Origin of the sequence: Labrys okinawensis, assembly GCF_047345005.1 — a bacterium.
Classification (GTDB): Bacteria; Pseudomonadota; Alphaproteobacteria; order Rhizobiales; family Labraceae; genus Labrys; species Labrys okinawensis.
This window is the reverse complement of the sequence record NZ_CP178864.1, coordinates 12,973-35,270: the sequence shown is the minus strand read 5'-3', so window position 1 is coordinate 35,270 and position 22,298 is coordinate 12,973. Positions and strand designations below refer to the sequence as shown.

General features: G+C 64.6%; 23 protein-coding genes. 18 read left to right on the top strand and 5 right to left on the bottom strand.

Annotated features, from left to right (window positions below):
• The first annotated feature begins 62 nt into the window (after positions 1 to 62).
• The 6 genes from ACMDCR_RS00175 (at position 63) to ACMDCR_RS00150 (ending at position 5,907) form a co-directional block, all read left to right on the top strand.
• Complete coding sequence (locus tag ACMDCR_RS00175) at positions 63 to 644, top strand: helix-turn-helix domain-containing protein (RefSeq protein WP_413990613.1); 582 nt, start codon at positions 63 to 65, stop codon at positions 642 to 644.
• Entirely contained in the window at positions 641 to 1,168 is a 528-nt protein-coding gene (locus ACMDCR_RS00170; RefSeq protein WP_413990612.1) for an N-acetyltransferase family protein, read from the top strand. Before ACMDCR_RS00175 ends, ACMDCR_RS00170 begins: the two co-directional genes overlap by 4 nt.
• The gene (locus ACMDCR_RS00165; RefSeq protein ID WP_413990611.1) at positions 1,165 to 1,659 is read left to right on the top strand and encodes an N-acetyltransferase family protein; all 495 of its coding nucleotides are present in this window, start codon (positions 1,165 to 1,167) and stop codon (positions 1,657 to 1,659) included. Before ACMDCR_RS00170 ends, ACMDCR_RS00165 begins: the two co-directional genes overlap by 4 nt.
• Positions 1,660 to 1,861: 202 nt before the next feature.
• Positions 1,862 to 3,325 (top strand): mechanosensitive ion channel family protein, encoded by a 1,464-nt coding sequence (locus tag ACMDCR_RS00160; protein ID WP_413990610.1) that lies wholly within the window; start codon positions 1,862 to 1,864, stop codon positions 3,323 to 3,325.
• 117 nt (positions 3,326 to 3,442) lie between these two features.
• A complete protein-coding gene (locus ACMDCR_RS00155) occupies positions 3,443 to 4,477 on the top strand; it encodes an alpha/beta hydrolase (RefSeq protein ID WP_413990609.1) in 1,035 nt (344 codons plus the stop codon).
• Between the two features lie 188 nt (positions 4,478 to 4,665).
• Positions 4,666 to 5,907 carry an NAD(P)/FAD-dependent oxidoreductase gene (locus tag ACMDCR_RS00150; RefSeq protein WP_413990608.1) on the top strand — a complete coding sequence of 414 codons (1,242 nt, stop codon included), beginning with the start codon at positions 4,666 to 4,668 and terminating at the stop codon, positions 5,905 to 5,907.
• A 3-nt stretch (positions 5,908 to 5,910) separates the two neighbouring features.
• Here ACMDCR_RS00150 and ACMDCR_RS00145 read toward each other — a convergent pair whose 3' ends face one another.
• Both ACMDCR_RS00145 and ACMDCR_RS00140 read right to left on the bottom strand, forming a co-directional pair.
• On the bottom strand, positions 5,911 to 6,345 hold the full coding sequence (locus ACMDCR_RS00145) for a hypothetical protein (RefSeq protein WP_413990607.1): 435 nt from the start codon (positions 6,343 to 6,345) through the stop codon (positions 5,911 to 5,913).
• Entirely contained in the window at positions 6,342 to 6,596 is a 255-nt protein-coding gene (locus ACMDCR_RS00140) for a type II toxin-antitoxin system Phd/YefM family antitoxin (protein ID WP_413990606.1), read from the bottom strand. Before ACMDCR_RS00140 ends, ACMDCR_RS00145 begins: the two co-directional genes overlap by 4 nt.
• 152 nt (positions 6,597 to 6,748) lie before the next feature.
• Between ACMDCR_RS00140 and ACMDCR_RS00135 the strand changes: the two genes are divergently transcribed.
• The 6 genes from ACMDCR_RS00135 (at position 6,749) to ACMDCR_RS00110 (ending at position 13,522) form a co-directional block, all read left to right on the top strand.
• Positions 6,749 to 8,074: an NAD(P)H-dependent oxidoreductase gene (locus ACMDCR_RS00135; protein ID WP_413990605.1), complete on the top strand. Its 1,326-nt coding sequence runs from the start codon at positions 6,749 to 6,751 to the stop codon at positions 8,072 to 8,074.
• A gap of 194 nt (positions 8,075 to 8,268) precedes the next feature.
• On the top strand, positions 8,269 to 9,108 hold the full coding sequence (locus ACMDCR_RS00130) for a YdcF family protein (RefSeq protein WP_413990604.1): 840 nt from the start codon (positions 8,269 to 8,271) through the stop codon (positions 9,106 to 9,108).
• Between the two features lie 9 nt (positions 9,109 to 9,117).
• The gene (locus ACMDCR_RS00125; protein ID WP_413990603.1) at positions 9,118 to 10,497 is read left to right on the top strand and encodes a leucyl aminopeptidase family protein; all 1,380 of its coding nucleotides are present in this window, start codon (positions 9,118 to 9,120) and stop codon (positions 10,495 to 10,497) included.
• A gap of 95 nt (positions 10,498 to 10,592) precedes the next feature.
• Complete coding sequence (locus ACMDCR_RS00120; protein ID WP_413990602.1) at positions 10,593 to 12,050, top strand: amidase; 1,458 nt, start codon at positions 10,593 to 10,595, stop codon at positions 12,048 to 12,050.
• Positions 12,051 to 12,314: 264 nt separating this feature from the next.
• Positions 12,315 to 12,665, top strand: a complete 351-nt coding sequence (locus tag ACMDCR_RS00115; RefSeq protein WP_413990601.1) for a MarR family transcriptional regulator — start codon at positions 12,315 to 12,317, stop codon at positions 12,663 to 12,665.
• A gap of 11 nt (positions 12,666 to 12,676) precedes the next feature.
• Entirely contained in the window at positions 12,677 to 13,522 is an 846-nt protein-coding gene (locus ACMDCR_RS00110) for an NlpC/P60 family protein (protein WP_413990600.1), read from the top strand.
• A 91-nt stretch (positions 13,523 to 13,613) separates the two neighbouring features.
• Here ACMDCR_RS00110 and ACMDCR_RS00105 read toward each other — a convergent pair whose 3' ends face one another.
• Both ACMDCR_RS00105 and accD read right to left on the bottom strand, forming a co-directional pair.
• Positions 13,614 to 14,945 carry a bifunctional folylpolyglutamate synthase/dihydrofolate synthase gene (locus tag ACMDCR_RS00105; protein ID WP_413990599.1) on the bottom strand — a complete coding sequence of 444 codons (1,332 nt, stop codon included), beginning with the start codon at positions 14,943 to 14,945 and terminating at the stop codon, positions 13,614 to 13,616.
• A 277-nt stretch (positions 14,946 to 15,222) separates the two neighbouring features.
• Entirely contained in the window at positions 15,223 to 16,098 is an 876-nt protein-coding gene (accD, locus tag ACMDCR_RS00100; protein ID WP_413990598.1) for an acetyl-CoA carboxylase, carboxyltransferase subunit beta, read from the bottom strand.
• A 232-nt stretch (positions 16,099 to 16,330) separates the two neighbouring features.
• On the opposite strand from accD, the gene ACMDCR_RS00095 reads away from it, so the two are divergent.
• The 6 genes from ACMDCR_RS00095 to ACMDCR_RS00070 all read left to right on the top strand — a co-directional run bounded on the left by ACMDCR_RS00095 (position 16,331) and on the right by ACMDCR_RS00070 (position 21,548).
• The gene (locus ACMDCR_RS00095; protein ID WP_413990597.1) at positions 16,331 to 17,092 is read left to right on the top strand and encodes an SDR family NAD(P)-dependent oxidoreductase; all 762 of its coding nucleotides are present in this window, start codon (positions 16,331 to 16,333) and stop codon (positions 17,090 to 17,092) included.
• 172 nt (positions 17,093 to 17,264) lie between these two features.
• On the top strand, positions 17,265 to 18,155 hold the full coding sequence (locus ACMDCR_RS00090) for a 2-dehydro-3-deoxygalactonokinase (RefSeq protein ID WP_413990596.1): 891 nt from the start codon (positions 17,265 to 17,267) through the stop codon (positions 18,153 to 18,155).
• Positions 18,152 to 18,784, top strand: coding sequence for a 2-dehydro-3-deoxy-6-phosphogalactonate aldolase (locus tag ACMDCR_RS00085; RefSeq protein WP_413990595.1), 633 nt, complete (start codon positions 18,152 to 18,154; stop codon positions 18,782 to 18,784). The genes ACMDCR_RS00090 and ACMDCR_RS00085 overlap by 4 nt, the downstream gene beginning before the upstream one ends.
• Before the next feature lie 182 nt (positions 18,785 to 18,966).
• Positions 18,967 to 19,875 carry a ribokinase gene (locus tag ACMDCR_RS00080; protein ID WP_413990594.1) on the top strand — a complete coding sequence of 303 codons (909 nt, stop codon included), beginning with the start codon at positions 18,967 to 18,969 and terminating at the stop codon, positions 19,873 to 19,875.
• A 96-nt stretch (positions 19,876 to 19,971) separates the two neighbouring features.
• Positions 19,972 to 20,451 carry a protein-export chaperone SecB gene (secB, locus tag ACMDCR_RS00075; protein ID WP_413990593.1) on the top strand — a complete coding sequence of 160 codons (480 nt, stop codon included), beginning with the start codon at positions 19,972 to 19,974 and terminating at the stop codon, positions 20,449 to 20,451.
• 158 nt (positions 20,452 to 20,609) lie between these two features.
• On the top strand, positions 20,610 to 21,548 hold the full coding sequence (locus ACMDCR_RS00070; RefSeq protein WP_413990592.1) for a DMT family transporter: 939 nt from the start codon (positions 20,610 to 20,612) through the stop codon (positions 21,546 to 21,548).
• A 49-nt stretch (positions 21,549 to 21,597) separates the two neighbouring features.
• Here ACMDCR_RS00070 and dnaQ read toward each other — a convergent pair whose 3' ends face one another.
• Positions 21,598 to 22,287: a DNA polymerase III subunit epsilon gene (dnaQ, locus tag ACMDCR_RS00065; RefSeq protein ID WP_413990591.1), complete on the bottom strand. Its 690-nt coding sequence runs from the start codon at positions 22,285 to 22,287 to the stop codon at positions 21,598 to 21,600.
• Between the last annotated feature and the right edge of the window lie 11 nt (positions 22,288 to 22,298).

Sequence of the window (22,298 nt, the reverse complement as noted above, 5' to 3'; positions counted from 1 at the left end):
TCCGGCACCGCATTCGGATCTTGATGCTTGACTCCACTATAGTGGAAATGCATCCTCAGATCATGGATGCTACTGAAACGATCGATGCCGAACTCGGCGCCCGCATCAAGGCGCTGCGCGGGCAGATGCGCCTCACCATCGACCAGCTCGCAGTGGCCAGCGGGGTCAGCCGGGCGATGATCTCGCGCATCGAGCGCGGCGAGTCCAGCGCTACCGCCCAGCTTCTCAACCGGCTGTGCGCCGGCCTCGGTGTCAGTCTCTCCACATTGTTCGCCCCACCTGCGCCTACCGCCTCGCCGCTTGCCCGCCGGGCCGGGCAGCCGCTCTGGCGCGACCCCGGCTCGGGCTATCTGCGCCGGTCGGTATCGCCGGCAACCGCCTCCGGCATTGTCGACCTCGTCGAGGTCGAGCTGCCCGCTGGTGCCTTGCTGCCCTTCGAGTCACAGGCATCCGCCGCTTTCGACCAGCTTGTGTTCCTGCAGCGGGGTGCGTTGACCATGACGGTCGATGAACAGGCCTTCCCCCTCGAGCCAGGCGACTGCCTGCACATGCAGCTCGACAAGCCTTTGATGTTCCACAATCCCGGCAGCGAGCCGGCGCATTATTTCGTCATCCTCGTTCCCGCAAGACAGGTTCCCCGATGAGCACACTCGCCATCTCAGTGCCCACGGCCGAAGAGGTGCATTCCCTTGTGCCCGTGCTCGCCGATATCCTCATCGATTGCGTCGAAGGGGGCGCCTCCGTCTCCTTCCTGCTGCCGATCTCCCGCCAGACTGCGGAGGGATTCTATGCCACGACCGCCGTTCGCGTCGCCGAGGGCCGTGCCATCCTCTTCGTGGCGGCCCTTGATGGCGAGATCGTCGGCACGGTGCAGCTCTGCCCGGTGCCGATCGAGAACCAACCCCACCGCGCCGACGTCGCCAAGCTGCTGGTGCATCGGCGCGGGCGCCAGCGTGGCATCGCCCGGGCCCTGATGGCGGCGCTGGAGGACAGGGCGCGCGCCGAGGGCCGCACCTTGCTCACCCTCGACACAACCACCGGCTCGCCGGCTGAACGGCTTTACCAGAAGCTTGGCTGGCAGCGCCTCGGCGTCATGCCCGGCCATGCGCTGATGGCCAATGGCGAGCCTTCCGACACCACTTTCTTCTGGAAAGCCCTGCCCGCATGACCGTCCGCCCCGCTATCGAAGCCGACCTACCCGGCATCCTCGGCATCTACAACGACGCCGTGCTGCATACGACGGCGATCTGGAACTGGAACAGGGTCGATCTCGCTAATCGCAAGGCCTGGTTCGAGGCGCGCGCAAAGCAGAACTATCCGATCCTGGTCGCTGGCGCTCCCGGCGAGGTGCTCGGCTATGCAAGCTATGGCGACTGGCGTCCCTTCGACGGCTATCGCTACACGGTGGAGCACTCGGTCTATGTTGCACAAGAGGCGCGCGGACGGGGGATCGGCGCCAGCCTGCTCGAGGCCCTGATCACCAAGGCGCGCGAGGGTGGCAAGCACATCATGCTTGGCGGCATCGAGGCCGGAAACGTCGCCTCCCTCGCCTTGCATCGCCGCTTCGGCTTCGTGGAGACAGGGCGGATGCCGGAAGTCGGCCAGAAATTCGGCAAATGGCTCGACCTCGTCTTCATGCAGCTAAAGCTGGGAGAGTAGCGGGTAACGGCTGGAAGGGGCGGGGTGCCCGGGATCGCAGGCATCCTTGCCTGCTCCTGGAAACGACGCGCGAGCCGGAGAGGAAGAGGCTGGCAAGGATGCCCGCGATCCCAGGGGCCCCAACACCCCTCTGGCATCCGGCTTGATCCGATGCAATCATGCGCCGACCTCATCGATACGCGCGGTTCCCTTGTCGCAGCTCATGGAACTGACTCTGGCCACAGTCTTCGCTCTCCTCTCGGCGGCGAACTGGTGGCTTGCATGGCGACCGATCTGGCTGCGCGCCAGCGTCGCCGGCGTGCTGTTCTTCGTCTTCACCATGCTGCTGCTGCGTACCAGCGGCATGCCGGCCGCGCCCGCTTTCGACAGCGATGTCCGCATCGCCTTCTGGCAGCAGGGCCTGATCAGCCTATGGTGGTTGATCGGCGCACGGCTGGTGGTGGGTGTGCTGCACCTCACGCTGTGGAGCAAGCGGGAGTCGAGCCAGGCCAAGCTCGGCTCGGACCTGACCGCTGGCCTCATCTACATCACGGCCGTGCTGGCCATCGTGAATTTCGTCTTCAACCTGCCGGTGCGGGCTCTCCTCGCCACCTCCGGCATCATCGCCATCGTGCTGGCGCTTGCCCTGCAGAACACGCTCGCCGACGTCTTTGCCGGCATCGCCGTCGGCATCGAGCATCCCTACACCGTGGGTGACCGCATCTGGGTCGACGGCTCGATCGAGGGTGTGATCGTGCAGGTGAACTGGCGTTCGATTCGCGTGCGCACCGACGCCAACGACATCGCCACCATCCCCAACAGCCTTATCGCCAAGTCGCGCGTGATCAACCGCAGCAAGCCGAGCACCAGGCGGGACGATTCCGTGCAGCTCTCCTGCGAATCATCCGTCCGACCGGACATCGTGATGGATTTGCTCAGGCAGGCGGCCATGCTGACGTCGAAAATCCTGACCGAGCCGGCCGCCTCCTCCGCCCTGATACGCATCGGCGCGCGCTTCAATACTTATGACATCTATTTCTCGGTCGCTCATACCGACCATCTCGGTGGGGCCAAGAGCACGCTGCTGATGCAAGTGCTGCGCCAGTTCCACTACCATTCCATCCGCGCCTCCACCCCGGGCATGATCTCGACGCCCATCGGACCGATGACGGCCTCCACGGGCATGGTCGAGACCCTTCCGCCCGACGTTCTGCTCAGCGAGCTCGTGCTCTTCCGGGACCTTTCGCCCAAGCAGCGCGCCGATCTCGCCAAGCGCATGACCAAGCGCCGGCTCGACCCCACCACCACGCTCGTTTCGCAAGGCAATGTGCAGACGATCCTGTTCATCATCGCCTCCGGGGTGCTGGAGGGAAGCCGCTCGATCAATGGGCGCTCCCATGTGGTGGGACGCCTTGGCCCCGGCGATTATTTCGGCGAAATCAGCCTGCTCACCGGCGCGCCCAATGCCGGCACCATCATGGCGCTGACGCCCTGTGTCGTGTTCGAGTTGCGCAAGGAGGATCTGGAACCGCTGATGACGGCCGAGCCGAGCCTCGCCCAAGCCTTCGACGCCTCCATGCGCCGCAACCAGGCCTTCCTGGCGCGGGACGCGGCAGCGGCCGTGACCACCTCTCCCGGCCCGCCGGCCCAGTTCCTCGCCCAGATCCGGGCCTTCTTCAAGGCGTAGAGCAAAAATGCATTCGGCAGAAATGGTTTTCCAGGTTAACTCGTTGGCATCAAATGAATTTAATCGGCTCTAGATAATCGATTAGTGAGAAAAACGCACAAACCTCCCGCAATCGTCATGACCAAGGCCTCTCCCGCCCTCTTGGCCCGGCTCGACCGGCTCGCCGCCTCCCGCCCGCCGCTCGATCCCGGCATGGCCGAGTTCCGCATGAAGCTCGCGGCGGCAACCCCGCCCGAGGCCGTGCACTGGCCGCTGGAACGCCAGCGCGCGGCCTGGGATACGGTGTGCAAGGCCTGGCAGGCGCCGCATCCGCCCGGACTTTCGATCTATGACGACACCTTCGCGAGCAGGCACGGTCCCCTGAAGCTGCGCATCTACCGGCCGGAAGGTGCAGACCACCGCCCGGGATTGCTCTACTTCCACGGTGGAGGCTGGGTGCTCGGCAGCCTTGAGACCCATGACGACATGTGCGCCGAGCTCGCCACCGGCGCCGACGTCGTGGTGGCGGCGCTCGACTACCGTCTGGCCCCCGAACATCCCTTTCCTGCGCAGTACGAGGATGTCCTCGCCTTTCTCGACTGGGTGATGGCGGAGGGTCCCACGCATGGCATTGACACCGCCCGCGTGATCGCCGGCGGTGACAGTGCCGGCGGCCAGATGACCGCCTCGCTGGCTATCGCCCTGCGCGACAGCGGTCCTTCGGCACTGCGAGGCCAGATCCTGATCTATCCCGTGCTCGACGCCGACGGTGAAACGCAATCCTACCGGCGCAACGCCACCTCCTCCGCCCTCTCGCGCCAGGAGATGCTCTATTATCTCGACGCTTTTCTCGGTTCGGCCGGTAGTCCGGCGCGACAGGACAAACTAGCGCTTCCCCTGCTTGAAACCGACTATGCCGGCCTGCCGCCGGCCTTCATCACGGCGGCCGCGCATGACACGCTACAGGACGAAGCCTTCATCTTCGCCGAAAGGCTGGAGGCGGCGGGCGTACCGGTAATGCTGCGCTATGAACCGGAACTCGACCATTCCTATATGCGAGCCCGCCACCACAGCGCGCCGGCCTTCGAGGGTTTCAAGGCGATCATCGAGGCTGCCAAGACGCTGGCCTATCATGGCATCTTGCCGGAGGCGGCCGGCCGAGGGCCGGACTGAAGTTCCAGCGGCCTTCCCGTTTGGGCCCAGGCAGGATAGGTCTTGCAAAATGGGAACCTACGCGTGACGGCGTCCCCAGAGCAAAACGGGTCCAGGCGTGAACGCTGCTTTGCTCTGCTCTTTATTTCGACGCGTCTTTGCGGTTCTTGCCGAGCTGTCAAATCGCAAAACGGTTTGGGGAGTTCCTCATGCGCTATGACGTCCTGGTGCTGGGTGGCGGAATTGTCGGCACCTCGATTGCCCTTCATCTGCTGGAGCGCGGCCGGGCCGTGGCCCTCATCGACCGGCGCGGCCCAGGAGAGGAAACCTCCTATGGCAATAGCGGCCTGGTCGAATGCTCCTCCCTCCTGCCCATAGCCTTTCCGCGTGGTTTCAAGGCGCTTGCCGACGTCGTGCTGAAGCGTTATCCCGGCGCGAACTACCACTGGTCCGCTCTCCCGGGGCTGGCGCCTTGGCTCTTCACCTATTGGCGCAATTCATCGCCCGAGCGGCTCGATGCTACCGCCCGCATCATGCAGCCGCTCGTGAGCACCAGCCTGGTTGAGCATCAGGCCCTGGCCCGCAAGGCTGGCGCCGAAGGGTATTTCCGGCCAACGGGCTGGCTCAAGATCCACCACAGCGAAGCCGCCTGCCGGGCCGAGGAGAGGGATTTCGCCCTCGCCGCCGAGTTTGGTTACCGTGCCCGGCCGCTCACCCGCGAGGAAGCGCTTGCCCTGGAGCCGGATCTGAAGCCGGGCTTCCTGGCGGGCTCCCACTGGATCGATCCCCACAGCGTCTCCAGTCCCGGCGGCGTGACCAAGGCCTATGCGGCCTATTTCGAGAAGATCGGCGGCAAGCTCTTGCGGGGCGACGCCCTCCGCGTGGAGCGGAGCGGCATCGGCTGGACGGCGGGAACGGAGCACGGTCCCGTCGAGGCGCGCGAAGCGGTGGTGGCGCTCGGCCCGTGGTCGATGGATGTGCTCGCGCCGCTCGGCTACGGCTTTCCGCTCGCCGTAAAGCGGGGGTACCACATGCATTACAAGGTCGCCGAGGGCGCGAAACTGAGCCGGCCGGTGCTCGACGAGGAGGGCGGCTATGTGCTGACCCCGATGGTGGGCGGCATGCGCCTCACCACCGGTGCCGAATTCGCCCGCCGCGATGCGCCCAAGACCCCGGTGCAAGTCGACTGGACCGAAAAGCGCGCACGCGGCCTCTTCCCGATTGGCGCCCGGGCCGACCACGAGCCCTGGATGGGCGCCCGCCCCATCTTGCCCGATTCCCGTCCCATCATCGGCAGGGCCCCGCGCCACAACAATCTGTGGCTCGCCTTCGGCCACCAGCATCTCGGCTTCACCTTGGGTCCGGCGACGGGACGGCTTCTGGCCGAGATGATGACGGGCGCAGAGACCTATGTCGATCCCAAGCCGTTTGCGGCGGAGCGGTTCGGGTAGCAGCTAGTCTCGTGGAACGATCCGTCCTTTGAGGGTCCGTTGTCGCTCCAGAACAGCCTTGCGGAACTGCTCGAACAAGCCGCGCGGAAGCATCCCGTAAACATAGTCTCCGGGGCGGCCCGGCCTTGAACGCAGATCATAGCCTGGCCAGACAAAGCGATTGAGTTCATCGAGTCGAAGCCAATGCCTGCCCTCGTCAAGCCCGAGAGAACGGCACGCCTCTGCCGGAATCTCCATCGAAGCCTCCAGATCTGATGGAGCGCCGTGGGTAATCGGAGCCACAATCGTCCTGACGCCGCCCTGCTCGTCCAGTTTGGCCGCAACGACGATCGCACAGGGGCGATCCTTGGTACCTTCCTCGATGCCACGCGCCTTTTCCTCACTCCAGAGAAAGCTGTAGCGAACGACGAGACCCGGCCTTGGATCGGGTATACTCACCGTGGAGCAGCGCCGTATTCGGCAGCTTCGATTTCGGCAATAGCGTCGTCGGGAAGATCGCCAACGACCAGAACTTCGCGCTCGCGACGCTTCAGCGCCTCGTAATGCTCCAATTCGCCAGCCGAAAGATAGGCGCCTACAACACGACCATGGCTGGTGATATTGATCACTCTCCGGGCAATCGCTTCGTCCTGATAACGCGCGAAATTCCGGCTGAACTCCGTTGCAGGCACTGTCAGCTTTTCCGTCATTCTTCTCGTCCGTGTTTGGTGTAATTTACGCATAATGCGTGAATTACACAAGTGCATGAGAAGCCCACTCGAAGGTGATGTTGCCCAAGAATCTTTGCATGCCTGCCTGTTGAGGGGTAGAAACAAAGATCAGGATTTCGACGGAGTACCCCATGAACCCCTCTTTCGCCGCCGATCTAATGGAACGGGCTCGCGAGAAGGGGCCCGTTACCGTGGGGCTGGTGGGGGCCGGGCAGATGGGCACCGATCTCATCGTGCAGATTGCGCTGATGCAGGGCCTCAGGGTGGGAGCCGTCGCCGTGCGCACCCGGCCACAGAATGCCATCGCGGCCGCCCTCAGCGCCGGGCACCGGCTGGACGAGCTGGTGGAAGTCTCCAACCCCTCGGCCATCGATCGGGCCATCGAGACCGGCCGCATCGCCATCACCACCGACCTCGAGGCCCTCGCTTCCGCCGGACGGATCGAGGTGATCATCGATGCCACCGGCCATCCCGAATCCGGGGCGATCGTGGCGCAGGCGGCGATCCGGCACGGTAAGCATATCGTCATGCTCAATGTCGAGGCCGATATCACCATCGGCCGCCATTTCAAGGCCGAGGCCAAGAAGGCAGGCGTGATCTATACCGGCGCGGCGGGCGACGAGCCAGCCGCCGCCGTGGAGCTGGTGGCCTTGGCCCGCGCCCTGGGCATGACCGTGGTTGCCGCCGGCAAGGGCAAGAACAACGCGCTGAACTTCGACGCGGTGCCCGATGACTATGTCGAGGAAGCGACGGCCCGCGATATGAATCCGCGCGTTCTGGTCGAATTCGTCGACGGCTCCAAGACCATGGTCGAAATGGTGGCGCTCGCCAATGCCACGGGCCTCGAACCCGACAAGCCGGGCATGCACGGTCCGCGTGCCAGCAAGGAAGAACTCGCCGAGGTGCTGATTCCGTCGAGCCATGGCGGCGTGCTCTCGCGGAGGGGTTGCGTCGACTACACGATCGGAAAGGGTGTGGCGCCAGGCGTGTTCTGCGTGGTCGAGCCCAATCATCCGCGCGTGCTGGAGCGCATGACCGACCTTCATGTCGGCAAGGGGCCATTTTTCACGCTGCACCGGCCCTATCACCTCACCAGTCTGGAGACCCCGCTCACCGCCGCCTGCGCCGTGCTCTACGGCACCGCCGACCTGCAGCCGCTCGACCATCCCGTCGCCGAAACGGCAGCCGTCGCCAAGCGCGACCTCACCCCCGGCATGGTGCTGGGGCGCATCGGCGAATATGACTATCGCGGCTGGTCGATGCGCTGGGCCGATGCCCGGCGGGACCGCCTGCTGCCGCTTGGCCTCGCCGAACGCGCCCATGTCATCAAACCGATCAGGAAGGGCGAGCTCCTCAGCCACGACAATTGCGCCGTCGACGAGAGCCTCACCATCGTCAAGCTGCGCCGCCAGCTGGATCTTGCCGACCAGCGATTTCTGACCGCCGACGCGGCGTGACTCCGTATCCAGCCAGTGTTCGTGATCTCCGACTTGTGGCGACTTTTCGATCTGACCTTGGTCGGCAAAGGCTGCGTCAACCCTTTCTTAGCCCTCACGTAACATGAGCGTGGTACAGCCCCACCCGTACCTGCAAAGGTGCGATCCATGCTGGTCTTCGGACAGGCACACCAAGTCTCTCCCCAAGGCCCCGCATGTTCTATTACGCCGCCAAGATCATCAGTTTCCTGATCCTGCCCGCCAATGCGGCTCTGGTGCTCGGCCTCTTCGGCCTCATTGCCAGCTTCACCCGCCGCTTCCAGCGCTTCGGACGCTTCCTGTTGGGTTTTTCGATCCTGGCCTTCGCGGTGATGGGCCTCTCGCCGCTCGGCAGCATCATGATCGCGCCGCTGGAAGAGCGCTTCCCGCCGCCTGCCTTCGCAACGTCCGACGACCTCAGCCCCACTAACCCCGATCTGCCGAAAATCGCCGGCATCATCGTGCTCGGCGGAGCCGTGGATACGCACATCTCCACCACGCGCCACGAGACTGCCCTCACCGACTCGGCCGAACGCATGACGGCGGTCGCCGGCCTGTCGCGGCAGTTCCCGGATACGAAGATCATCTTCACCGGCGGCGTCGGCTCGCTGGCTGGCCAGATCTGGGGCGACATCTCCGAAGCGGATGCCTCCCGGCAGCTCTTCAGGAGCTTCGGTGTTCCGGATGACCGCATGCTCTTCGAGAACCGCTCGCGCGACACCTATGAGAATGCCGAGTTCACTTATGCCATGCTGAAGCCCCAGCCCGGGCAGCGTTATCTCCTCGTCACATCCGGCTACCACATGCCGCGCTCGATGGCCTTGTTTCGCAAGGCAGGTTTTGATGTGATCGCCTATCCCGTCAACTACCGCACGGCGGGACCCGAGGACGCCTGGCGACCCTTCTATTCGATGAGCGACGGACTGCGCCAATGCAACCTCGCCGCCCGCGAATGGTTCGGGCTGCTCGCCTATCGGCTCACCGGGCGCATCGACGATATTCTTCCCAAACCCTGAAAGCAGCCCATGTCCGAGCTTCTGCTTGCCGCCGACGACAAGGCCGTTCCGATCTGGTTCGTCACCAAGGAAAATTCCGCCAGCGTGTTGAAGGGCCTGCCGCAGGCGCAGCAGAACTGGATCGCCGCCAACGGCTTCGAAGCCAAGGCCGGGCATCACCTTGTCTTGCCCGGTGCAGGCGACGCGCTCGGCGGCGTGGTCTTCGGCCTGGAGGCGGAAAGCGCCCGCCACCGCGACGTGTTCTTGCCGGCCAAGCTTGTCACGGTGCTGCCGGCCGGCACCTATCGCTTCGTCAATTCAAGCCACGACGACAGATTGGCGACGCTTGGATGGCTGCTGGGCCTCTATCGCTTCAATCGCTATCGAAGCAATGATATCAAGGCCTTACGCCTTATCGCTCCCGATGGAATCGTTCGCGATGAGATCGCCGGCATCGCCGAATCCGTGAGCTTCGCCCGCGATCTCATCAACACGCCGGCCAATGATCTCGGCCCCGGGGAACTGGCCCTGGCGGCGCGCAAGCTCGCCGAGAAACACAAGGCGGCCTTCAAGGTGATCGTGGGCGACGATCTCCTGAAGGAGAATTTCCCGATGATCCATGCGGTCGGCCGGGCCTCCTCCCGCGCCCCGCGCCTCATCGACTTCAGCTGGGGCGATCCTGCCCATCCGAAGGTCACCCTGGTCGGCAAGGGGGTGATCTTCGACACCGGCGGTCTCGACATCAAGCCGGGCGCCAGCATGCTCCTGATGAAGAAGGACATGGGTGGCGCTGCCTCGGTGCTGGCCTGTGCCAGCATGATCATGGCGGCGGGACTGAGGATCCGGCTGCGCGTGCTGATCCCCGCCGTCGAGAATTCGATCTCCGCCAATGCATTTCGACCCAGCGACATCCTGGCCTCGCGCAAGGGGCTCAGTGTCGAGATCGGCAATACCGACGCCGAGGGTCGTCTGGTGCTGGGCGATGCTCTCGCTTTGGCCGACGAGGAGGCGCCGGAGCTGATTGTCGACATGGCGACGCTCACCGGCGCCGCCCGCGTCGCCCTCGGCCCGGACCTGCCGCCTTTGTTCAGCCGCGACGACGCGGTCGCCAACGCCTTGCTGGCGCATGCGGCAGAGGAGGGCGACCCGCTCTGGCGACTGCCGCTCTGGCCGCCTTATGATTCGATGCTGGAATCCAAGGCGGCCGACATCAACAACGCCCCCGGCGGAGGTCTCGCCGGCGCGATTACCGCGGCCTTGTTCCTCAACCGCTTCGTGGAGAAGGCTGCCGCCTATGTCCATCTCGACATCTACGCCTGGAACCCTTCCACCAAACCAGGCCGGCCGGAAGGTGGTGAGGTGATGGGTGCGCGGGCGCTCTACGGCTATCTGAAGAAGAAGTACGGCTGAGAAATCCTGGGATCGCAGGCTTCCGGCCTGCTCTCGGAAACGCACCATTCGCAAAAAAGCAGGCAAGGATGTCTGCGATCCCGGGAGCTTTGTCGATGGCCGGAAACGACGAATTGATTCGCCTGACGGCCTGCGCCGTCGTCGATCTCCTCAGCCTGCGCGAGGTCAGTCCGCTGGACCTGGTAGAAGCCTCGCTTGCCCGCATCGAGGCGGTGGACGGGCCGGTCAACGCCATGGTCACGCTCTGTGCCGAGCGCGCTCGCGATCAGGCCCGCCGCATCATGGCCTCGCCGGCGTCACGCGATGATGTCGGCTGGCTCGGCGGCCTGCCGCTGGCGGTGAAAGATCTCAACGATCTCGCCGGCGTGCGAACCACCTATGGTTCGCCCATCTTCGCCGACCATGTGCCGGCGCGTTCCGACATCATGGTCGAACGACTGGAAAGCCACGGCGGCATCCCGATTGGAAAGAGCAACACGCCGGAATTCGGCGCCGGCGCCAACACTTTCAACGAAGTGTTCGGCGACACGCTCAATCCCTGGAACACGACGCTCAATGCCGGTGGCTCCTCGGGTGGCTCGGCGGTGGCGCTCGCCACCGGCCAGGTCTGGCTCGCTACGGGTTCCGATCTCGGCGGCTCGCTGCGCACGCCCGCCAGCTTCTGCTCGGTCGTGGGTCTTCGGCCTTCACCGGGCAGGGTGGCGAGCGGGCCCGACGGCATCAGGTTCGATACGCTCAGTGTCAATGGGCCGATGGCGCGCACTGTGGAGGACGTCGGCCTGATGCTCGACGCCATGGTCGGCTGGGATATCGGCGATCCGCTTTCGCTGGAACAGCCCGCCGTCGGCTTCCGCGAGAGCGCCCGCCGGCGGCAGGCGCCGAAGCGCATCGCCTTCTCACCCGACCTCGGCGTCAGCCCGGTGAACCGCGAGACGCGCGCACTCTGCGAGGCCGCCGCCCGTCGCTTCGAGGCGGCGGGCTGTATCGTCGAGGCGGCCTGCCCCGATTTCTCCGGTGTGCCCGAGGCCTTCCAGACGCTCCGGGCGCTCGGCTATGTCGCCGGCATGCGCGAGCTCTACGAAACGAAACGCGCTTTGCTCAAGCCCGACGTGATCTGGAACATCGAGCGCGGCCGGGCCCTCGATGCCGAAGCCATCGGCACGGCCCTGCTGCGCCGCGGCGGCCTCTATGACGACATTGCCGCCTTCTTCTCGCGCTACGACCTTCTGTTGGCCCCGGCCGCCTGCACGCCGCCGCTCGATATCAAGCAGCGCTGGGTGCGCGAAGTCGAAGGTCATGTCTTCGAGAATTATGTCGAATGGCTGCGGCTGGCCAGCGTGGTCACCATGACCTCCTGTCCCTCTCTCGCCATCCCTGCCGGCTTTACCGCCGATGGCCGTCCGGTCGGGCTGCAGCTCGTCGGCAAGCCACGGGGCGAGGCCGCACTACTCTCAGCCGGAGCGGTGCTTGAGGATTTGCTTGGGCTGTCGAGCCTGGTGCCGATCGAGCCGCGTCCTGCTGGGAGCGCGGATGTCCTCGTCCATGGGCGCTAATCTTGTGGGGAAAGGCGCGCCAAACGCGGAGTGGCGATCTACGATCGCCATCTTCCGTTCCCTGAAAACGCGTCGTTTCCAAAGATTGGCGATCGGAGATCGCCACTCCAATCTGACGCCACTCTCTTAAAGTGCACGGCTTCTAAGAGCGGACGAGGACGTGCGCGCTCCCAGTATTAACGAAATCTGCGTTATTCCGCCCTTATCCTCGCCTGATGAGCGGCGATCCGCCTCCGTGATCGCCTCGAGGACGGGATTGCCCTCATGGCGGTTGAGATCCGGCCGGCGCAGGCGCTGAGGCTTTGGCACGATGTGACGCTGACCCTCGTCCGCGATGCTCAGCCAGATCTCTCCGGCCGCCAGCTCGCCATTCTCTTCACCGTCTATCTCGAACCGCCGCCCCATACGGTGCGGGGCCTTGCCGCCAAGCTGCAGGTCACCAAACCCGTGATCACCCGAGCCCTCGACAGCCTGGCCAAGCTCAAACTCACTGCCCGGCGCCGCGACGAATTCGACCGGCGCAACGTCATCATCCAGCGCACCGTCGACGGCGCCCTTTACGTGGAGCGCCTGGGCGATATTCTCGTCGCCCTCGCCAAGGACTTGCCGCGATAATGGACCACGCCGTGACCGATTTCGACCGCCGCATCACCCCGGCCCGGCCCGATCTGGCCGCCGCCTCGCTTGAGGGCATCATTCCCGCGCCGCGCTACGTCCGGGGCGAGACCCGCCAGGTGATCGAGACCGCCGTGACGCTACGCAAGGATCCCGATTTTTCGGCCTCCATCGATACCGAGCTTCTCTACGGCGAGACCTTCACCGTCTATGACGAGATGGAGGGCTGGGCCTGGGGCCAGGCGACAGGCGACGGCTATGTCGGCTGGCTCTCGGCCAATGCACTCGGCGCGGTGCAGACGCCGACCCATCGCGTCAGCGCCCTGCGCACCTTCGTCTACCCCGTTCCCTCGATCAAGGCGCCGCAGATGATGGCGCTGAGCTATGGCAGCGCGCTTGCCGTTACCGACAGCAACGGAGCTTTCCTCGCCCTGGAAGGCTGGGGCTTCGTCTTCGCCGAGCATGCCAGGCCAATCGGCGTGCATGCGGGTGATACCGTGGCTGTGGCCGAGACCTTCCTGCGCGTGCCCTACCTGTGGGGCGGTAAATCGAGCCTCGGTCTCGACTGCTCGGCCCTGGTGCAGACCTCCCTCTCCGCCTGCGGCATCGCCTGCCCTCGCGACAGCGACATGCAGGAGACGGCGCTTGGCCGGCCACTCGACCCTGACACGCCACTCACGCAGCTCCGCCGCGGCGATCTCCTGTTCTGGCAGGGCCATGTCGCCATGGTGCGCGACGCCGAGACGATGATCCATGCCACCGGACACGTGATGGCGGTGGTGGTCGAAGGACTGGCCGAAGGCATCGAGCGCATCGCAGCGGCTGGAAGTCCGCTGCGATCGATCCGCAGGCTTTAGCTCTCAGGGTGCGCGGACGTCTCGTCCGCACCTTGGAAACTTTGCGCTCGCTGGAGAGGAAGATGCGGACGAGACGTCCGCGCACCCGGGATCATTTCGGTGCCGTGCCGTTGAAGGCCAGCACTTCACCCGCAAGGTAGAGCGAGCCTGTCAGCACTACGCGTGGTGCCACCGGGAAGGCTTCGCTGGCGATCGCCTTGAGGGCCTCTTCCAGGCTCGCGTGGGGCCTAGCAGCGAGACCGGCATGGCGGGCAGCCAGCGCCACTTCCTCGGGGGAACGGGCGGCGCTGCTGTACTCGATCGGCACCGTATGCACTTCGCGGGCAAGCCCTGAGAAATTGTGGAGGAAGCCGTCGGAATCCTTGGTGGTCAGCATGCCCGTAACCAGCACCAGGGGGCGGGGGCGGCGCTCCTCGAGTTCCGCCAGCGCCTCGGCGAGCACGCGGCCGCCATCGACATTATGGCCGCCATCGAGCCAGATCTCGGAGCCCGCCGGCAGCAAAGCGGGGATGACGCCCTGGTTGATGCGCTGCAGGCGCGCCGGCCACTCCACGCTCTGCATTGCCTTCTCGAAATGCGCATCCTTGAGGTGGAAAAGGCTCTGGCTGCGCAGGGCAGCGATGGCGAGACCGGCATTGCGGTGCTGGTGGCGGCCCGAGAGGCGCGGTAGGGGCAGATCGAGCAGGCCGCTCTCGTCCTGATAGACCAGGCGGCCATTCTCCTCATGAACATCGAAATCCTGTCCGCCGATGATCAGCGGTGCGCCGACCTTGGCGGCCACGGCCTCGATCACCGCCCTGACCTCGTCGATCTGCGGATAGATCACACCCGGGGCACCGCGCTTGAGGATGCCGGCCTTCTCGCGGGCGATACCGGCAATATCGGTGCCGAGGAAATCGGCATGGTCCTGCGAGATGGAGGCGATCACGCTCACCAGCGGCCTGTCGATGACATTGGTGGTGTCCATCCTCCCGCCGAGCCCGACCTCGAGCAGCAGGACATCGGCGAGATTGTCGGCGAAGAGCTTGAAGGCGGCAGCGGTGGTGATCTCGAAGAAGGTAATCGGCGCACCGTCATTGGCCTTCTCGCAGGCCTCAAAGGCCTCAACCAGCCTGTCTTCGTCCACCAATCGGCCGCCACCGGAGACGCCCTCTGGCGGGGCGAGACGAATGCGCTCATGGAAATGCACGAGATGGGGCGAGGTATAAACATGCACGCCGTAACCCGCGGCCTCGAGCGCCGCGCGCATGAAGGCGATGGTCGAGCCTTTGCCATTGGTGCCGGCGACATGGATCACCGGCGGCACCTTGCGTTCGGGATGGCCGAGTTTCGCCAGCAGCGCCTCGATACGGTCGAGCGACAGGTCGATCTTCTTGGGATGCAGCGCCATGAAGCGGGAAAGATAGGCGTCGGACTGCGTCATCGAGCGTGGAAACCAGAGGAGAGAGGGTGAAAGCCTTGCGCAGCAAAAGTGGATGGGTCGGTCCGCTAGAACAAAGGGCGTTCAGGCACAAGCGCTGCTTTGCTCTATCTCACTGTTTCGACGCGCCTTTGCGATTCTTGCCGAGTCCGTCAAATCGCAAAACGCTTTAGGGCGACCAATCCAGAATGCGCAAGAGGAGGTGTGTTCAAATTCGACGGGTCGTGACACGCGAGCCGTGCCCGTCCCAGGTCGCTTCGGCGGAGGAGGGCCTCAAACCTCACGCCGCTTGCGGCACGTCCTTGGCTGGCGCCTTGGTAAGAAGGCGGCAGAGGCGGGCAAGCGTCGGTTTCAGCTCGTTGCGATGCACGACCATGTCGACCATGCCGTGCTCCTTGAGATATTCGGAGCGCTGGAAACCCTCGGGGAGCTTCTCGCGGATGGTCTGCTCGATCACGCGCGGGCCGGCAAAACCGATCAGGGCGCCAGGCTCGGCGAGCTGGACATCGCCCAGCATGGCATAGGACGCGGTGACACCTCCGGTGGTGGGGTTGGTGAGCACTACGATGTAGGGCTTCTTTGCCTCGCGCAGGCGCTGGATCGCCACGGTGGTGCGCGGCATCTGCATCAGCGAGAGGATACCTTCCTGCATGCGGGCGCCGCCGGAGGCCGCGAACATCACGAAGGGCAGGCCGCGCTCGGTCGCTGTAAGCAGGCCCTTCACCACCGCCTCGCCCGCGGCCATGCCGAGCGAGCCGCCCATGAAATCGAAATCCTGCACGCCGATCACCATCGGCACGCCGTCGACGGTGCCGACGCCGAGCTTGATGGCATCCTGCATGCCGGTCTTGGTGCGAGCGTCCTTCAGGCGATCGGTGTAGCGCTTTTCGTCGCGGAACTTCAGGGGGTCGGCCATGACCTCTGGGATCGGCAGATCCTCCCACTTGCCCTCGTCGAACATCATGGCGAGGCGCTGCGTCGCCGTCATGCGCATGTGAAAGTTCGAGGTCGGGATAACGTAGTTGTTTTGCTCCAGATCCTTGTGGAACACCATCTGGCCGGTTTCCGGGCATTTGATCCACAGATTCTCCGGCGTGTCGCGGCGCGAGAAGAAGTCCTTGATGCGCGGCGGGACGACGTTGGCAATCCAGTTCATAGAAGACCTCGAAACGGAGGCGCCAGACCCGGATGGGCTTAGGCGGCGATCAGTCAATTTCGACTTATGTAGTCGTTCGCGACCGGTTTGTCAGCCTGCGTTGCCCCCGGCTCGGAATTGCGGCGTGAGTCGAGAACCCAGACGGGGCCGGAGCCCCTAGACGCCGCGCTGCAAGCGCGCGATATGTAGGACGAATCCAGACACCAGCGATAAGACATCAGGGAGTCCCGGGATGGCGAACGCCATTTTTCCAGATCTCAACGGCCGCACCGTCCTTGTCACCGGCGGCGGGCAGGGCATCGGCGCGGCGATCGTGCGGCTCTTCGCCGAGCAAGGTTCGAAGGTCGGCTTCATCGATATTGCCGAGAAGGTCTCGCAAGCTCTGGCCGACGAACTGAACAAGGCCGGCGGCATGGTTCTGTTCAAGCAGGCCGACATCACCGATATCGACGCGCTCAAGGATGCCATCGCCGATGTCAGCGCCAAGCTCGGGCCGATCACCGTGCTGATCAACAATGCGGCACATGACCAGCGGCATAAATTCTTCGACGTAACGCCGGACTATTTTGACGACCGCATCGCCGTCAACCTCAAGCACGCTTTCTTCGCCGCTCAGGCTGCCATCCCCGACATGATTGCCGCCGGTGGTGGCTCGATCGTCAATCTCGGTTCGGGCTCCTGGCTGATGGGCTCGGAAGACCTCACCGCCTACGCCACCGCCAAATCGGCGGCCTATGGCTTGACCCGGGTGCTCGCCGGCGAGTTCGGCAAGGACAATATCCGCGTGAACTGCGTCATTCCCGGCTGGATCATGACAGAGCGACAGATCGCCCTCTGGGTGGACGCCAAGGGCGAGGAAGCGATCTTCCGCAACCAGGCCCTCAAGCGCAAGATGCTGCCCGAGGACGTCGCCAAGGCCGTGCTGTTCCTGGCCTCGGACCAGGCATCGGGCATGACCAACCAGCAGATCGTGGTGGATGGCGGCTGGATTTGATGTCATCCCGTGCGTCTCCTCACAAGCCTTGCTTGTGAGCGGCGGCATGAAGTGCTGCTTCACAGATACAAGACCGTGAGCCGCATGAGCCCTCTCTTTCCCACGATCCCATATCAGCGCCGCACCATTGTATGGTGCACCGCATACGGGATGACCAACCCTTGGACCCAGCATGACTTCTGAACTGATTGCGGTGGATTGGGGCACCAGCCGGTTTCGGGCCTTCCGGCTCGATGGCGCCGGCAAGGTGCTCGACCGCCTTTCCGCCGAGGACGGCATGTCGACCGTTCCCACGGGCGGCTTTGCCGCGGTGCTGGAGCGCCATTGCGGGGCCTGGATGAGGGCCAATCCGGAGGCGCCGGTGCTGATGGCCGGTATGGTCGGCGCCCGCAATGGCTGGGCCGAAGCGCCTTATTCCACCTGTCCCGCCTCGCCAAAAAGCCTTGCAAATACAATGTTCAAAGTCACGGATCGGGTTTCCATCGTGCCCGGTGTGATCGCACGCGATAAAAGCGGAGCGGATGTCATGCGGGGCGAAGAAACCCTGATCTTCGGCACTGAGGTCAAGAACGGCCTCGTCTGCCTGCCTGGCACCCATTCGAAATGGGCCAGGGTCGAGGACGGTGCCATCACCGATTTCGCCACCTTCATGACCGGCGAGACCTATGCGCTCTTCCGCCAGCAAAGCCTTCTCTCGCGCCTTGCTGCCGAGCCCGAGGACCTGGCTGGCTTCGATGACGGGCTCGAGGCGGCCAAGGATGCCACGGGTCTTACCAACCGCCTGTTCCAGGCCCGCTCGCGCGTGCTCGGCGGCGAGATGACAGGCGAAAAGGTCGGGCCCTATCTTTCCGGCCTCCTGATCGGCACCGAGATCGAGGGCGCCTTCAAGCGTTATGGCAGCAACCATGCCGTCACCCTGGTGGCGGATGGCGTGCTGGCCCAGCGCTATGTCTCGGCACTGCGCTCGCATGGCGCCAGCATCGAGATCATCTCGCCCGAACGCGCCTTTCTCGACGGCCTGGCCACCATTGCCGCGGCACGTAACCAGGAGCCCACTTCATGAGCCTCGATTTGCAAGCCGCCCTTGCCAGCATGCCGCTGGTGGCGATCCTGCGTGGCGTCAAGCCCGATGAAGTCGTCGGCATCGCAGAAGCGATCGTCGCCGCCGGCATAGGGATCATCGAAGTGCCGCTCAACTCGCCAGACCCCTTCACCTCGATCGGCCTCCTCGCCCGCCGCCTGGGTCACACGGCGCTGGTGGGTGCGGGCACAGTGCTGACGGTCCCTGACGTCGAGAAAGTCGCCGCCGCCGGCGGCACGGTGATCGTCTCGCCGAACACCAACCCGGAGGTGATTCGCGCCACCAAGGCGCGCGGCTTACTGTCATTGCCCGGATTCTTCACGCCTTCGGAAGCTTTTGCGGCGCTGGAAGCCGGCGCGGATGCCCTGAAACTGTTCCCAGCCGAGATGTCCTCGCCCGCAGCGGTGAAGGCAATGCGGGCGGTGCTGCCGAAGGGCACGAAGCTTCTGGTCGTAGGCGGCGTCTCGCCGGCAACCATTCCGCCCTATCTCGCGGTGGGGGTCGATGGCTTCGGAGTCGGTTCCGATCTCTATGCGGTAGGCCGGGATGCGGCGGAGGTGGGTCAACGGGCACAGGCTCTTGCCGATTCCGTTCGGAAGATGCGGGAGTAGCCCCCGGGACCGCCGGCTTTCCAGCCGGCTCCTGGAAATGACAATGTGTTGGATGGGGAGATCCGGCTGGAAAACCGGCGGTCCCGCGAAGCAGGTCCCAGGAAGCAGATCCCAGGAAGCCCGGCATATTGCCATCCCCTCCCAACCCGCTATCTTCGCACAAAAGCCAGAGGAAACTGCCCATGATCGTCGTCTTCGGCTCCCTTGGTGTCGATCTCGTCACCAATGTCAGCCACATCCCCCATCCCGGCGAAACCGTGCTGTGCGAAGGTTATTTCATGGTGCCGGGCGGCAAGGGAGCCAACCAGGCGGTCTCCGCGGCCCGCGCCGGCTCGAAGACGGCGATCATCGGTTCGCGCGGCAATGACGGCTTTGCCGATCTCGCCCTTTCGATCATGCGGGAAGCGGGGGTCGACGTCAGCGCAGTTGCCCCGGTTGAGAAGCCCACCTGCGTCGCCTTGATCACCGTGGACGAGAAGGCCGAGAACGCCATCGTAGTAGCCTCCGGCGCCAACCAGTCCACCCGCGCCGGGCAGCTCGAGAAATCCAGCCTCGGAAAAGGCGATATCGTGCTGCTGCAGCGCGAAATCCGCGATTCGGAGAATTTCGCGGCTATTAGGATCGCCAAGGAGCGCGGCGCCCGCGTCGTCTTCAATGTGGCTCCCGCCGGTCCGGTGCCGGAGGACATGCTGCGCCTGATCGACGATCTCGTCGTCAACGAGCACGAAGCCCTCACCGTCGCCAAGGCCGCCGGCATCGAGACCGACGATCCCCAGGAAGCCGTGCGGCTGATCAACCAGCGCTATGGTTGCGCCGGCATCGTCACGCTCGGCGCGGAGGGCGTGGTCGGCTGGATCGACGGGGTGCGCCGATCGGCTCCCGCCCTCAAGGTCACGCCGGTCGATACCACCGCCGCCGGCGACAGCTTCACCGGCGCCTATGCCGCTGCCCTCGACCAGGGCCTGGGCTTTTCCCTGGCGCTGGCGCGCGGGGCGGCAAGCGGCTCGCTCGCCTGCACCAGGCCTGGCGCTCAAACGAGCATCCCCATGAAGGCGGAGATCGACGACGCCCTGAAGGACTATGCCGTCTGACCGGTACCAACCCACTCCTCCCCTTGTCCCAAAGGCAATGTCATGGTACCCGCGCCGTGGCTCAGCGGCGCTTCGTCGCGACACAAGGAACAGAATATGGCGACCGAAACGCAGAACGGCACCGAAAGCCAGGAAACCCAGCCCTCTCTCAACGTGCTGGCGCAATATATCAAGGATCTCTCCTTCGAGAATCCCAATGCGCCCCGCTCTCTCGGCAACATCCAGAATTCCCCCCAGATCGCGCTTACGGTCAATGTGAACGGCAAGCCGCTCGGTGGCCAGGACTACGAAGTCGAGCTCTCGATCGAGGGTGGCGCTGGCGAAGGCGCCGGCACGCTGTTCAAGTTCGAGCTGCTCTACGGTGCGGTGATCCGGCTTGCGGGCATTCCCGACGACAACGTGCATGCGATGGTGATGATCGAAGGCCCGCGCCTGCTCTTCCCCTTCGCCCGCCAGATCATCGCCGACTGCACCCGCAATGGCGGCTTCCCGCCGCTGATGATCGACCCTATCGATTTCGTGGCGCTCTACCGCAGCCGCCTCGCCCAGGCCCAGCCGACGGTCGGCCAGGCTTGATGGAGTGGCGGTCTTCGACCGCCATTTTCTTTTTCGGCGGAGTTCCCATCCTCCGCGTAGATAATCCGTAACCCCCCACCGGCTTTGCCGGTGCAGCAGGGATCGGGTGTCGTCCCGCTCAGACGTCCGCCATACCCCGGAAAACCACTCCTCCGGGGATGCGCCGCATGACATCGCCTTCCGCCCGACCGATGAGCCCTCTCGAATGGGGTCTCCTGCTTGCCCTCTCCGTATTGTGGGGCGGCTCCTTCTTCTTCACCCATATCGCCATTGGCGCTCTGCCGCCCTTTACCATTGTGACCTTGCGCGTCGGCTTCGCCGCTTTCATCCTCGCGGCGGTGCTACCGCTCTTCGGCCTGCGCCTGCCGGCAGACGCCCGCATTTGGGCGGCCTTCCTCGGCATGGGCCTTCTCAACAATGTCGTGCCCTTCTGCCTGATCGTCTGGGGGCAGACCCATATTGCCTCGGGTCTTGCCGCCATCCTCAATGCCACCACACCGCTCTGGACCGTGGTCGTCGCCCATGTGGCAACAGCGGAGGAGCGCATGACCGGCAACCGCCTCACCGGCGTTCTGATCGGCCTCGCAGGCGTGGCGCTGATGATTGGGCCGGAATTGTTGCGTGGGCTCGGCACCGACATCCTGGCCCAGTTCGCCGTGCTGGGCGCCGCTGTCTCCTACGCCTTTGCTGCCATCTACGGCCGCCGCTTCAGACGCATGGGCGTGCCGCCGATGGTCACCGCTACCGGCCAGGTCAGCGCCTCCGCCCTGGTGCTAGCACCTGTCTGCCTCGCGGTGGACCAGCCTTGGGCGTTGACCATGCCCAGCTTCACGGTCTGGGCCGCGATCCTCGGTCTCGCGGCCCTGTCGACTGCGCTCGCCTATATCCTCTATTTCCGCATCCTCACCACGGCCGGCGCCACCAACCTCGCGCTGGTGACCTTCCTGATCCCGGTCAGTGCCATCGTGCTTGGCGTACTGGTGCTGGGTGAAAGGCTGCAGGTGAAGCACTTCGTCGGCATGGCGGTGATCGGGCTGGCCCTGGCGGCGATCGACGGGCGACTGCTGAGGATCTTCAGTCCAAAGGCGCTCGCCTGACGGAGGCGAACCTCGGTGCGTCGGCCCAAAGGTCGACACACCAAAACACTCACACCGCATATTTTTTCCAGAGCGCGTTCTCGCCCAGGCTCGCGATGAAGGCCTCATGCGCGGCCAGTTCTTCCGGATGGATGCGCGGGGCGAGCGGCTTGGGACGCGGACCGATCTTTCCAGCAGCCGCACGGGCCACGGCGGCGGCGGAAATGGAGGCAAGGCTGAGGGCCGTCTGGCGCCCGCCCGTCAACTCGATATAGACCTCCGCCAGGATCTCGGCGTCGAGCAGCGCGCCGTGCTTCACGCGCTTGGAATTGTCGATGCCGTAGCGCTGGCAGAGCTGGTCCAGAGAGGCAGGCGCGCCTGGGTGCTTCCGGCGCGCCATGGCGAGCGTGTCGACCACGCGATCCATCGGCAAGGCCACGAGGTTCACGCGCTTGAGCTCGGCATTCAAGAAGCGCATGTCGAAGCCGGCATTGTGGATGACCAGATGGGCGTCGCCGACGAACTCCACGAATTCCTGGGCGAGCACGGCAAAAACTGGCTTGTCCGATAGGAATTCCGAGGAAAGCCCGTGCACGTTGAACGCCTCTACCGGCATGTCGCGCTCGGGATTGAAATATTTGTGCCAGGTGTTGCCGGTGGGCATGCGGTCGATCATCTCGACGCAGCCGATCTCGACCAGCCTGTGGCCCTCATTGGGGTCGAGGCCGGTGGTTTCGGTGTCGAGGATGATTTCGCGCATGAAGTTCCCTG